General features: G+C 38.0%; 11 protein-coding genes, 1 tRNA gene and 1 other annotated feature. Of the genes, 1 reads left to right on the top strand and 11 read right to left on the bottom strand.

Annotation, left to right across the window (positions count from 1 at the left end; translation table 11 throughout):
* Positions 1–77 precede the first annotated feature (77 nt).
* The 10 genes from clpX to ilvB form a co-directional block, all read right to left on the bottom strand.
* Positions 78–1,358 carry an ATP-dependent protease ATP-binding subunit ClpX gene (clpX, locus tag BAZO_RS00890; RefSeq protein ID WP_003329291.1) on the bottom strand — a complete coding sequence of 427 codons (1,281 nt, stop codon included), beginning with the start codon at positions 1,356–1,358 and terminating at the stop codon, positions 78–80.
* 360 nt (positions 1,359–1,718) lie between these two features.
* Positions 1,719–3,005, bottom strand: a complete 1,287-nt coding sequence (gene tig / locus BAZO_RS00885) for a trigger factor (protein WP_003329290.1) — start codon at positions 3,003–3,005, stop codon at positions 1,719–1,721.
* Between the two features lie 132 nt (positions 3,006–3,137).
* Positions 3,138–4,265 carry a tetratricopeptide repeat protein gene (locus BAZO_RS00880; protein ID WP_157382031.1) on the bottom strand — a complete coding sequence of 376 codons (1,128 nt, stop codon included), beginning with the start codon at positions 4,263–4,265 and terminating at the stop codon, positions 3,138–3,140.
* A gap of 10 nt (positions 4,266–4,275) precedes the next feature.
* Positions 4,276–4,851, bottom strand: coding sequence for a 3-isopropylmalate dehydratase small subunit (gene leuD, locus BAZO_RS00875; RefSeq protein ID WP_003329288.1), 576 nt, complete (start codon positions 4,849–4,851; stop codon positions 4,276–4,278).
* Between the two features lie 22 nt (positions 4,852–4,873).
* Entirely contained in the window at positions 4,874–6,292 is a 1,419-nt protein-coding gene (leuC, locus tag BAZO_RS00870) for a 3-isopropylmalate dehydratase large subunit (protein ID WP_003329287.1), read from the bottom strand.
* 60 nt (positions 6,293–6,352) lie between these two features.
* Positions 6,353–7,462, bottom strand: a complete 1,110-nt coding sequence (gene leuB, locus BAZO_RS00865) for a 3-isopropylmalate dehydrogenase (protein WP_003329286.1) — start codon at positions 7,460–7,462, stop codon at positions 6,353–6,355.
* A 77-nt stretch (positions 7,463–7,539) separates the two neighbouring features.
* The gene (locus BAZO_RS00860; protein ID WP_003329284.1) at positions 7,540–9,084 is read right to left on the bottom strand and encodes a 2-isopropylmalate synthase; all 1,545 of its coding nucleotides are present in this window, start codon (positions 9,082–9,084) and stop codon (positions 7,540–7,542) included.
* Positions 9,071–10,096 carry a ketol-acid reductoisomerase gene (ilvC, locus tag BAZO_RS00855; RefSeq protein ID WP_003329283.1) on the bottom strand — a complete coding sequence of 342 codons (1,026 nt, stop codon included), beginning with the start codon at positions 10,094–10,096 and terminating at the stop codon, positions 9,071–9,073. The genes BAZO_RS00860 and ilvC overlap by 14 nt, the downstream gene beginning before the upstream one ends.
* Positions 10,097–10,161: 65 nt before the next feature.
* On the bottom strand, positions 10,162–10,686 hold the full coding sequence (gene ilvN / locus BAZO_RS00850; protein ID WP_003329282.1) for an acetolactate synthase small subunit: 525 nt from the start codon (positions 10,684–10,686) through the stop codon (positions 10,162–10,164).
* The gene (gene ilvB / locus BAZO_RS00845) at positions 10,683–12,401 is read right to left on the bottom strand and encodes an acetolactate synthase large subunit (RefSeq protein ID WP_003329281.1); all 1,719 of its coding nucleotides are present in this window, start codon (positions 12,399–12,401) and stop codon (positions 10,683–10,685) included. Before ilvB ends, ilvN begins: the two co-directional genes overlap by 4 nt.
* A gap of 100 nt (positions 12,402–12,501) precedes the next feature.
* Positions 12,502–12,781, bottom strand: a binding site (T-box leader).
* A gap of 374 nt (positions 12,782–13,155) precedes the next feature.
* Here ilvB and BAZO_RS00840 point away from each other — a divergent pair.
* Entirely contained in the window at positions 13,156–13,467 is a 312-nt protein-coding gene (locus BAZO_RS00840) for a hypothetical protein (RefSeq protein ID WP_003329280.1), read from the top strand.
* Positions 13,468–13,722: 255 nt separating this feature from the next.
* Here BAZO_RS00840 and BAZO_RS00835 read toward each other — a convergent pair.
* Positions 13,723–13,796, bottom strand: a tRNA-Arg gene (locus tag BAZO_RS00835).
* Between the last annotated feature and the right edge of the window lie 36 nt (positions 13,797–13,832).

Here is a 13,832-nt window from a genome sequence, read left to right as displayed (position 1 = left end):
AAACAACTTTTTCTTGAAAGCGCACTAAAAAAGAGGCTGTCTTATTTAGACAACCTCTTCGCATTCTTAATAATTCATTATGCAGTTTCACGTGGCGTTTCTTTTTTATTTTCGAATTCAACAACCTTGCCATTTTTCAGATGGAGACGAGCGCCTTCCTCTTCACGAACGGTTGCAGCCGTAATTGTACACTTATCGATATCATCTCTTGATGGAAGATCATACATCACATCAAGCATGATTCCTTCGATAATGGAGCGCAATCCGCGTGCTCCCGTTTTTCGTTCAATGGCACGCTTCGCAATTTCAATTAATGCTTCATCATCAAACTCAAGTTCTACATTATCCAACTCAAGCATTTTTTGATATTGCTTAATTAATGCATTTTTTGGCCTTGTCAGAATTTCAACCAATGCGTCCTCATCTAACTGCTCTAATGTCGCAATGACAGGCAAACGGCCGATAAATTCCGGAATTAGTCCAAAACGAAGCAAGTCTTCAGGCAATACTTTTGTTAAAAGATCCTTTTGCGGAATATCTTCCTGTTTTGCATCTGTTCCAAAGCCGATGACCTTTTTGCCAAGTCGTCTTTTAATAATAGATTCGATCCCGTCAAACGCACCGCCGCAAATAAACAAAATATTCGTTGTATCGATTTGAATAAATTCCTGATGCGGATGTTTGCGTCCACCTTGTGGCGGCACGCTCGCAACAGTACCTTCTAATATTTTTAATAGCGCTTGCTGTACCCCTTCACCAGATACATCACGAGTAATCGATGGATTCTCTGATTTGCGGGCTACTTTATCAATTTCGTCAATATAAATGATACCTTTTTCTGCTTTTTCAACATCATAATCAGCTGCTTGAATTAATTTCAGCAAAATGTTTTCAACATCTTCACCAACATAACCAGCTTCTGTTAAAGACGTTGCATCTGCAATGGCAAATGGTACATTTAAAATTCTCGCCAATGTTTGAGCTAGTAATGTTTTACCGCTACCTGTTGGTCCAATCATAACGATATTACTTTTAGAAAGTTCAACATCATCAATTTTACTATTTGAGTTAATACGCTTGTAATGATTATATACAGCTACAGATAATGACTTTTTAGCGGCTTCCTGACCGATAACATAATCATTAAGGATTTCACGAATTTCCTTTGGCTTTGGCACATCTTTAAATTCAACTTCTTCTTCTGTTCCAAGCTCTTCTTCAACAATTTCTGTACATAATTCAATACACTCATCGCATATATATACACCCGGGCCAGCCACGAGCTTTCGAACTTGATCCTGCGTTTTTCCACAGAATGAGCATTTCAATTGCCCTTTTTCATCATTAAATTTAAACATATACTCACCCCTTACTTTATTTCATAACCGATCAGTCTAATTCTAAGCTGCCAACTTTTTATTTGTCTTTTCCAATTAATTATGTACTGAGATTTTATCACATATTGAAACAAAACTGGTAATAAAATACCTCAGAGAAATATGTATTGTCTTTATTATGTATATGTATCTTTCTAAAAAATTGACCAATTACTAACGCTCTTACTTGCCTCCTCCCCTTTATTTTCTCAACTTATTATACCCCGTTTAACTGGTTGGTATGAATAGTGTAAAACAAGGCACGAACATCTCGCGCCTTGTTTTTATTAATCAAATACGCCTTGGTGTATTTGCGCCCGGAGGCTTAACTTTAGTTAAATATTATGCACTAACTTTACTATTCTCGACAAGGAAATCGATCGCTTTTTTCATTTTTAAATCTTCTGCAACGTAATTATTGCTGCCTAACATTTTCTTAACTTCTTCTGCTGGCATATTATACATTTTTCCAATATTCTCATATTCAGCTTTGATATCTGCATCGGTAACTTCAATATTTTCTACAGCAACGATTGCTTCTAAAACTAAGTTCGTTTTTACGCGACCTTCAGCATCAGTTTTCATTTGCTCACGAAGAGCACTTTCATCTTGACCTGAGAATTGGAAGTATAACTCAAGGTTTAATCCTTGCATTTGTAAACGTTGTTCGAATTCTTTCATCATACGGTCAGTTTCTGACTTAATCATAGCTTCTGGAATGTCAACAGTTGCATTTTCAACTGCTTTACCAATCACTGCATCTTCTTTTGCATGTTTTGCTTGATGTTCTTTATCGCCTTGAAGTTTTTCTTTAAGCTTTGCTTTTAGCTCATCTAAAGTTTCAACTTCATCGTCAACATCTTTTGCAAACTCATCATCTAATTCAGGAAGCTCTTTATATTTAATTTCATGTAAGTTTACTTTAAATACGGCTGGCTTTCCTGCTAATTCAGGTGCATGGTATTCTTCAGGGAATGTAACATTTACATCCTTCTCTTCGCCAGCTTTCATTCCAACGATTTGCTCTTCAAAACCTGGAATAAATTGTCCAGAGCCTATAGTTAAGCTATAGTTATCTGCTTGACCGCCATCAAATGCTTCACCATCAACAAAGCCTTCAAAGTCGATCACAACTGTATCGCCGTTTACAACTTCGCCTTCTTCTTTAACAACTAATTCAGCATTTTTTTCTTGAAGACTTTTTAATTCAGCTTCAACATCTTCATCTGTAACAGTTGTGTCTTGTTCTTCAACTTCAAGACCTTTGTATTCGCCTAATTGTACTTCAGGCTTAACAATTACTGTTGCTGTGAAAATCATTGATTTTCCTTTTTCCATTTGTTGAACATCAATTTCTGGATAATCTACAGGCTCAATTCCAGTTTCTTCTACAGCTTTGCCGTATGCTTCTGGAAGCATTACATCTAAAGCATCTTGGTAAAGAGATTCTACACCAAAACGTTGTTCGAACATTTTGCGAGGTACTTTCCCTTTACGGAATCCTGGAACATTGACCTTATTTACAACCTTTTTAAACGCTGTGTCTAGAGCTTGGCTTACTGTTTCAGCATCTACTTCTATCGTTAAGACGCCTTGATTTCCTTCTAACTTTTCCCATTTTGCAGACATTTATATTTCCCTCCAACATATATAATTCACATTTAGTTATGTATAAAAAAGACACTATTACAACCATTACATTATACACATAGAAAAGATAACTTACAATAATTGTGTCTATTCTTTTTTTGATAACTTCTATCAATGACCTATAATTGATAGTTTTTCTACCTCCAAAATTTGCTGACAAGCCTGGTCAATCCTATTGATTTCGACATGATAAATATCCTCAATCTCTTCGTCGGAGATATCTATTCCAAACAACTGATATCCAAACTTATGGAGCGCTCCGGCCCAGACATTCAGATCTAACGGTTTAGGCTGAAACGGAAATAGTACAAATAAAAATCTTTCCCAGAGCTCTTTTACTGCATCAAATAACGTAGGATTTTCGTGAATTAAGATATCCTCCAATTTATTTAAGACTTGGATCGTAAAGGGATGCTCGAAAATTTCTATCACTTCATCAAGATCCAGTTTCATTGTCCAATCAAATTTTTGAATAACAACACTTTCATGGATTCCTTTTTCGATCATTAACTGAAGAACCATGGACTGAATGACAGGATGCGTGTGTCTATCTCCTACTACATTTTTTAGAACTTCCATTATTTCAGAGATGGTAGTTTCTTTCCTTAAATTTTGAATGGCTTGAAGCTGTTCTGAAATATTTCCATTTTCAAGAATATGTCCGAGAGCCTGGATATTTACAGCGGATTCAATTTGACTACTTGATCCATATAGGCGGTCGCTGCTTTTTCTTGAGAATTCTAGTAAATGAAAAAGCTCTCCTGCGTATTCCGGCGGGACTTTTTCCTCCTCAAACAGCGCCTCTAATATCGTTACCACCTTATCGTATTCACTTAATTGGATTAAAATAGTTATGTAAATTTGCATAACATTAAAATAATCGCCAATATCCTCTTGTAATAGATGCTCGCACTTATCCTTGGCATCTTCGTATAGCCCGAGCTCCACTAGACAAACAACGATCCCTACCTGAACCTCGGGGTAGCTTTGATTGTAGGCTGTAAATTGGTTAAAAAATTGTAATGCATCTTTATAGCGTTTTTCCTTCAAAGCTTCCATACCGTTATTTAGAAGACGATCCTCTAAGTTCGGAAAAGGGATAATCTTGCTGTTGTTTCTTTGTTTCTTTTTTTCCATAATCTCGCCCCAATACTTGGGATTTGTATTGTTCATTAGTTTAGCAAGTTCTTCGACTAAATACAAGAGACTGACCATTATGATCAGTCTCACATTAATCATTGATATTCACTTATTTTGCCTCATAAGAAGCAATCGCTTCATCATATTTTAAGGTTACGTCGATTTCATCCCAGCCATTAATAAGCATTTCCTTCCAATAAGGATCAATTTCAAATGTGTATTTTTGATCCCCATCAACTATAACTTGATTTTTAAGGTCTACTGTTAATTCAAAATCAGCAGCAATAGACTTAGCTAATAAATCTTTCACGATGGACTCTTCTAAGCGAATAGGCAGCATTCCGTTTTTTAAACAGTTATTGTAAAAAATATCTGCAAACGAAGGTGCAATGACAACTTGAAAACCGTAATCATTCAATGCCCATGGTGCATGCTCTCTAGAAGAACCACAGCCAAAATTATGACCCGCAACAAGGATGGAAGCCCCTTTATTTTCCGGACGGTTTAATTCAAAGCTTTCATTTTCTGTCCCATCGTTATTATAACGCCAGTCATTGAATAAAAATTTCCCAAATCCCGTTCTTTCAATCCGTTTTAAAAACTGCTTCGGGATAATTTGGTCTGTATCTACATTTACACGGTCAAGACCTGCAACTTTTCCTGTGTGAATTACAATTGGTTCCATATTTAGAAATCCTCCCTCCGTATTATTGAACGGCTTCCTTCATGAAAGTGCGAACATCTACAAAATGGCCTGCAATCGCAGCGGCTGCAGCCATTTCCGGACTTACAAGATGTGTTCTCGAACCTTTACCTTGACGGCCTTCGAAATTTCGATTTGAAGTGGAAGCACAACGTTCCTTTTCAGGGACAATATCAGGATTCATACCTAAACACATACTGCATCCCGCTTCGCGCCAATCGAAACCGGCTTCAATGAAAATTTTATCCAAGCCTTCTTTTTCTGCTTCTAGTTTTACCTTTTGGGATCCAGGTACAACTAATGCTCGTACACCTTCCGCCACTTTTTGTCCTTTCACTACGTTAGCTGCCGCACGTAAGTCACTAATACGAGAATTCGTACAGGAACCAATAAAGACGTGTTGAATAGGAACTTCTGTCATTGGAACTCCTGGCTCTAACCCCATATACTCTAGTGCTTGGCGCACCGCTTTTTGATCTGACTCATTTTTGAAATCTTCCGGAGATGGAACAGGTGCATTTACCGGAATGCCCATAGAAGGATTGGTTCCCCATGTTACTTGCGGTTCGATGTCCTCCCCCTTCATAGTGACTTCGTTGTCATAAGTTGCACCTTCATCAGTTGCTAGAGCTAACCATTCCCGTGCAGCCTTTTCAAACTCTTCACCTTGAGGAGCATATCTTCTGCCTTTTAAATAATTAATCGTTGTTTCATCAGGGCTAATTAAACCAGCTTTCGCACCAGCTTCAATTGACATGTTACATACTGTCATTCTTTCTTCCATTGTCATATTGCGAATGACTTCACCAGTATATTCGATAACATGACCTGTACCGAAATTCACACCGTATTTAGCAATAAACGCTAAGATGACGTCTTTAGCTGTCACCCCAGGTAAAAGCTTACCTGTCACTTCTACTTTTAATGTTTTCGGTTTTACTTGCCAAAGTGACTGTGTAGCCATGACATGTTCTACTTCACTAGTACCGATTCCAAATGCAAGAGCACCAAACGCACCATGTGTAGCGGTATGACTATCACCACATACGATTGTTTTCCCTGGCTGTGTTAAGCCAAGCTCCGGTCCAATTACATGAACAATTCCTTGATCAGGACTGTTTAAATCAGCTATTTCAACACCAAATGCTTCACAGTTTTCACTTAGTGTATCAATTTGTTTTTTTGCAATTTCATCAGTAATGTTGAATTTATTTTCTGTTGGCACATTATGGTCCATTGTTGCAAAAGTTAGGTCTGGGCGTCTTAGCTTGCGGTTTTTCAGACGAAGTCCTTCAAATGCCTGTGGAGATGTTACCTCATGGACTAGGTGCAAATCAATATATAATAATGAGGGCTTTCCTTGTTCAGATACGACTTCGTGTTTTTCCCAAACTTTTTCAATGATCGTTTTTGGCGTCCCCATTTCTTTTCCTCCTCTTTATTTTTAACTTCAGTTTATACGAAGTTAAAATCGATGCCAGCCTTAAGCTTTGGCTGGCATCGGTTTTGCTTTACTAATTTCTTTTATTTCATTAATAACCTGTTCAACCATTTCGGTAGTTGAAGTTAGCTTTGTATTTTCTTCCGAAATATCTGCCGTTCTATAGCCTTTTTCCAACACTCTATTAACGGCTTCTTCGATGACATTTCCTTCTTCTATTAGATTAAAAGAGTACTTTAACATCATTGCCGTTGATAGAATCGTAGCTAACGGATTAGCCTTATTTTGGCCGGCGATATCCGGAGCAGAACCATGCGCCGGTTCATATAGGCCAGGACCATTTGCAGAAAGGCTTGCTGAAGATAACATTCCAAGCGAGCCTGTTAACATCGACGCCTCATCACTCAAAATATCTCCAAACATGTTTTCAGTAACCATAACATCGAACTGCTTAGGTGCTCTAATTAATTGCATCGCTGCGTTATCAACAAGCATATGCTCTAATTCTACTTCCGGGAAATCTTTAGCAACTTCATTTGCAATTTCACGCCAAACTCTGCTTGATTCAAGAACATTGGCTTTATCAACGGAAGTTACTTTTTTATTACGGATCATCGCTAATTCGAAAGCTTTTCGAATAATTCTTTCAATTTCCTCATTTGTATAGGAAAGCGTATCTACAACCATTCTTTGACCGTTTTCTTCTCGACGCTCCCTTGGAGAACCGAAATAGATTCCACCTGTTAATTCCCTAACTATCATTAAATCGACACCGTCGATTACTTCTTTTTTCAAGGTTGAAGCATCTGTAAGACTTGAAATAGCTTGAACTGGTCTTAGGTTTGCAAAAAGCCCGAGCTCCTTACGAATGGCTAAAAGTCCTGCCTCAGGTCGAAGCGCTGGTGTATTTTGATCCCATTTAGGTCCACCAACTGCACCAAGAAGGATTGCATCACTGTCTTTACAAAGGTCAACAGTTGCTTGAGGTAGTGGAGTCCCATCTACATCGATTGCTTCACCACCAAGTCTTCCATATTCAAATATGAATTGGTGGTTATACTCCTCAGCAACCACTTTTAATACTTCAATTGCACCTGCTACAATTTCTTTTCCGATCCCATCTCCAGGTAATACGGCTATCTTTTTTTCCAAAGGGTCTCCTCCTTTCAACACTTGGGAGGGGGGATTTTATCTTTCGATTAAATCCCCTCTAAAATTTTAATAGAGTATTATTTCACAAGATTCTGTAATTCTTCACGATATTGCTGCTGTAATAAAATACGATTTACTGCGTTGATATACGCCTTCGCAGAAGCCTCTAATACATCCTGAGCAGAACCCCTGCCGCTTGAAGTCATACCTTGGAAGTTGATTTTAACAAATACTTCAGCAAGCGCATCCCTACCACCTGTATTAGCTTGGATTCGATAATCTTCTAAATGTACCTTAGAACCAATAATTCTTTCCAAAGTATTGTAGATCGCTTCAACACTACCAGAACCTGTACATGCTTCATGTACTTCTTCATTTTCCGGAGTTGTCATAGAGATTGTGGCTGTTGTTACTTGATGTGTTACATATTGAACTTGAAGCGATTTCAAGCTGTAGAATTTCACTGAGCTACCTAGTTTTTCTTCAAATAATAATGAAAGTAAATCGTCATCAGTGATTTCTTTCTTTTTGTCTGCTAATTCTTTAAAGGCAACAAATAAATTATTAATTTCCTCTGTTGTTAAAGTATAACCTAGCTCCTCCATACGGTTACGGAAGGCATGACGTCCGGAATGCTTTCCAAGAACCATGTCATTTGAAGCAACACCAACAAGCTCTGGTGAGATAATTTCATATGTTGACTTTTCTTTTAAAATGCCGTCTTGGTGAATGCCTGATTCGTGTGCAAAAGCATTCTTACCAATTACAGCTTTATTAGGAGGAACGATCACACCTGTCAATTTACTTACAAGTGTACTAGTCTTCTTGATTTGTTGTAAATTTAGACCGGTTTTAGCTTGATAGAAATCATTGCGGATATGAAGGGCAACACCGATTTCTTCTAAAGCTGCATTTCCTGCTCTTTCACCGATCCCGTTGATTGTACATTCTACTTGGCCTGCACCATGCTCAACTGCAGATAGTGAATTAGCTACAGCCATACCTAAATCGTCATGGCAGTGGGTAGAAAGAATCGCTTTTCCGATATTAGGAACATTTTCTTTTAGGTATGTGAAAATTTGTCCGTATTCTTTTGGTGTTGTATAGCCTACTGTATCAGGAATATTAATGACTGTTGCACCTGCATCAATTACCGCTTTGACAACCTGTGCTAAGAATGGTAAATCACTGCGTGTTGCATCCTCTGCTGAGAATTGGATAATCGGGAATTTTTGGGCTGCGTATTTCACAGAATCAACAGCTGTTTGCAGAACTTGTTCTGGTGTCATTTTTAACTTATATTGCATATGGATAGGTGAGGTCGCAATAAATAGATGGAGCCTTGGCTCTGCTCCGTCTTTTAGTGCCTCCCATGAAATATCAATATCTTTCATATTAGAACGGGATAAGCCAGTCACGGAACAATTTCTTATTGTATCAGCAATTTCCTTAACCGCACGAAAATCACCTTTTGAAGAAGCCGGAAACCCGGCTTCTATTATATCTACTCCTAAACGTTCAAGCTGACGTGCAACTTCCATTTTTTCGGAATGGTTTAGGTTAATCCCTGCTGACTGCTCACCATCACGAAGTGTAGTATCAAAAATATTAATTTTTCGCACTAGTGACCACTTCCCTTGGTTTTCTTGGTTTTACGAACGGCATCATTTCACGAAGCTCTTCTCCAACCTTTTCAATTAAATGCTCATTTTCAGCTCTCTTGATTGCATTATACTCTGGACGACCTAATTGGTTTTCTAGGATCCAGCCTTTTGCAAATCTACCTTTTTGAATATCTGTTAATACATCTTTCATACGGTCTTTTACGCTCGCATCAATTACACGTGGACCTGACACGAAGTCTCCCCATTCAGCAGTATCAGAAATTGAGTAGCGCATGTTAGCAAGACCGCCTTCATACATTAAGTCAACGATTAATTTTAATTCGTGTAAGCACTCGAAGTAAGCAACCTCTGGTTGGTAGCCAGCTTCAACCAATGTTTCAAAACCAGCTTTTACTAATGCTGTAGTACCACCGCAAAGAACTGCTTGCTCACCGAATAAGTCAGTTTCAGTTTCTTCTTTAAATGTAGTTTCTAGAACACCAGCGCGTGCTGCACCAATTTGTTTTGCATAAGCTAACGCAAGATCTCTTGCATCACCAGTAGCATCTTGATAGATTGCGAATAATGCTGGTACTCCTGCACCTTCAGTGTAAGTACGACGAACTAGGTGTCCTGGTCCTTTTGGTGCAACTAGGAATACGTTAACGTCTTGTGGTGGTGTGATTTGACCAAAATGAATGTTAAAACCGTGTGCAAATACTAATGATTTACCCGCTGATAAGCCAGGTTTAATTTCTTCATTATATACTTTTGGTTGATGCTCATCTGGTAAAAGAATCATAATGATGTCAGCTGCTTCAGCTGCATCTTTAACTGTTAATACTGTATGTCCGTCAGCTTTTGCTTGTTCAGCTGATTTTCCTGGGCGAATACCTACTACTACATCAACGCCGCTTTCTTTTAAGTTAAGAGCATGTGCATGACCTTGTGAGCCATAGCCAATGATTGCAACCTTTTTCCCGTTTAATACTGCTTCGTTTGCGTCTCCGTTATAATATACCTTTGCCATTTAATATCTCTCCTTAGTTTTCGAAAAATTGTTTTAGATTTATTGTAATTTTTTAAAAAAATACCTTAGTTTGCATATGTTCCTTGGCTTTTCTCTTGACCACTGCCTTTTTTTGAACCACGAGTGAAAGCCGTTGTGCCAGTTCTAGCAATTTCCTTAATTCCATAAGGTCGAATGAGCTCGATTAAAGCCTCAATTTTCTGACTATCCCCTGTGACTTGAACAACTAAAGAATCACGGCTCACATCTACGATGCTTGCCCTAAACGGATCAATAATACCCGCTAATTCACTTCGAGTTTGAGGATTGCTAACGACTTTAATTAAAGCAAGTTCTCTTTCAATTTTAGGTAGATCCGTAATATCCTGAACCTTAATGACGTCAATTTGCTTATTCAGCTGCTTTGTAAGCTGCTCCGTTTTTGTTTCATCATCTACATTTACAACAAATGTCATTCTAGAAATTGATGGATTTTCAGTTACTCCAACAGTAATGCTTTCGATATTGTAATCTCTTCTTGTAAATAATCCTGTAATGCGATTTAGAACCCCTGGATGGTTATTTACTGTTGCTGTTACTATTCTTTTCATTGTTTCACTCCTACCATTTCATGAATTCCCTTTCCAGGTGCAATCATTGGATAAACCTTTTCCATTGGTGCAACTCGGAAATCTATTAGAACTGGTCCATTATGTTCAAATGCTTCTTTTAAGACAGCTTTTGCTTCCTCTTCATTAGCCGCTCTCAAACCTTTAACCCCATAGGCTTCTGCTAATTTTACGAAGTCAGGTTGATCAGGAACTAAAGAATGTGAATAGCGTTCTTCATAGAAAAGCTCTTGCCATTGACGAACCATGCCTAATGCCTTATTATTCACAATTACAATTTTGATTGGTAGATTTTTTTCTTTAATAACTGACAATTCTTGCAGCGTCATTTGAAAACCAGCGTCCCCAACGACACTTACAACCGTTTCATTAGGACTGGCTAGTTGAGCGCCAATCGCTGCTGGGAAACCAAATCCCATTGTCCCTAAACCGCCAGATGTTACCCATTTATTAGGTTTATCAAATGAGTAATATTGAGCTGACCACATTTGATGTTGTCCAACATCTGTCGTAACAATCGCATTTCCGTCCGTTAATTCATGGACAAGCTCGATTAAGCGTTGTGGCTTTAAGACATTTACTTCTTTTCTATAGACAAGCGGATATTCCTCTTTCCAATTTCTAAGCTTTTTAATCCAGATTGAGAAATCTCCTTTAGCCCCATCTTCAGCGATTAAAGCTTGTAATGCCTCCTTAGCATCAGCAACTACAGGGATTTGTGTTGGCACATTTTTCCCAATCTCTGCAGGGTCAATATCGATATGAACGACTTTAGCATTTGGTGCAAAATGTGCTAAATTTCCGGTAACACGGTCATCGAAGCGAGCACCGATATTAATGAGAAGGTCACATTCGTACAATGCCATATTGGCTGTATAAGTACCATGCATACCGCCCATTCCTAAAAACAATTCATGACTTCCAGGCATCGCACCTAAACCTAAAAGTGTATTAACTACAGGTAAACTTTGTTGTTCAGCATAAGTTCTTAATTCCTCATGTGCATTGGCATGAAGGACGCCTGCACCTGCTAGAATTACCGGTTTCTTTGCTGAACTTACAGCTTCTACCACTTTTCTGATTTGCAGATGATTCGGAGTGTAGTTTGGCTGGTAGCTCGGAATATTAACTTCGATTTCATCATAATTAAACAGATCAGACGCAATCGCTACATCTTTTGGAATATCTATTAATACCGGTCCTTTACGACCTGTATTGGCGATATGGAATGCTTCTTTAATAACCTTTGGTAATTCGTCTGTTGTACGGACTTGGTAGCTATATTTAGTAATCGGCATTGTTATTCCGATCACATCGGCTTCTTGGAAAGCATCGGAGCCAATAACTCCCGTTGCTACTTGACCTGTGAAAACTACTAAAGGCAAGGAATCCATCATGGCATCTGCTAATCCCGTAACAATATTCGTTGCTCCCGGACCTGATGTTGCTATGCAAACACCCGGCTTGCCGGAAACTCTAGCATATCCTTCAGCAGCATGGATTGCTCCTTGCTCATGTCTAGTTAAGACGTGGTGGATACCAGAATCGTAAATTTCATCATAGATTGGCAATACTGCTCCACCTGGATAACCAAAAATGACTTCCACTCCCTCAGCCTTTAAAGCCTCGACTAACATTTTTCCACCATTCATTTTCTGAGGGATTGTTTTTGCTTCCGCTTTTACATTTGTGCCCATATATAAAAGCCTCCTGTTTCTTAAATTTCTCCTTGCATAAATTTCATAAATACTAATCCTAAAATACAAAAAACCTTTCCACCCCATATAAGCCCAAAAGCAAAGGGGTGAAAAGGTTTTAGCTCTCCACGATACCACCCTAAATTCGTGATACTCCTTTCGGAGCAGCACCTCATGAGCGACAATGATCATAATTCCACATTGCTCCGCCCTTTTTTTGTAACGAGTGATTTAAAACACTCGGTCAATCCTAATAGCAAATCATCGTTCAGATTGACACTCAGAGGTGAGTTCACCATCAGGGGTAACACCGGTTTGCAGCACCACCGGCTCTCTGTAGATACCTAACTGAGATTACTTTTCCTCGTCAACGTTTTCTTTATTTGAGGATTATCTTACTCCGTAATTCCACTCGAGTCAACCCTCTTTTTTATAATTATTAGATTATTTTGATAAAGATACTTTTCTGAATGCGTTTCCAACTTTGATTTGACAATGATTTTAGAAAATAAAAAAATATTTTATTTTTTTATTTGTGTTTTTATTCTATTTCAAAATAATATAAAAAACAAAAAAATACACAATAATCTTGCTTTGGTCAACCGGAAAATAATTACGGGATAACATTCCTTAAAATCCAAGAATGGTTATCTTAGGAAAGAAGAATAAATTATTAATTTACTTGTTCACTTTTGTTATTATATTGTTATATATGGAGCGAATGAACGGAATAAGTAGAAAGGGTGGGAAGTTAGTGGAGAAAACATTAGATTTGATATTGCAGAAATTAACCTCATTGGAGGAAGGACAGAAAAGTTTAGAAGTTGGCCAAAAGAATTTAGCAAAGAAAGTAAACAACATCGAATCAGAACTTAAAGAATTCCGTACCGAAACTAGAACGTCTCTACAAATCATTCACACAGGACAGCAAGGCACCCGTGAAGAAATGACTCAACGTTTCAAAGAAGTGAAACATAGTTTATCCCATCTTGAATCAGATATTACTTTGACTTTCCAAAAAACAGTACAGAATGAACTTGAACTAAATCGTATTAAAAATCAATGAGAGACATATCGACAAAGACAAAAAGCACCTAGAACACTTGTAAGTGTAATAGGTGCTTTTTGCTTGAAAGGAGGATGATTCGAGAAATGCACATCTAATGTGTAAAATTCGTGTGAAAAAGTTTATTTTTATATCGTTTTCTCTCGTATTCTTAACATAGTTTGATGATATAGAAAAACGCTTGTAAACATTGATTTAACAACATTTACAAGCGCTTTTCTAAATTACTAAACTAAACATAAAGTATTTCGATAGCGTCCCAGGAGAGATTCGAACTCCCGACCGTACGCTTAGAAGGCGTATGCTCTATCCGGCTGAGCTACTGGGACATATTTAATTAAGTTTAAATGGAGCGGGTGATGGGA

Source organism: Schinkia azotoformans LMG 9581 (assembly GCF_000307855.1).
Lineage (GTDB): Bacteria > Bacillota > Bacilli > Bacillales > Bacillaceae_J > Schinkia > Schinkia azotoformans.
Note: the sequence above shows the minus strand (reverse complement) of the source record. Positions and strands in the feature narration are given on the sequence as shown.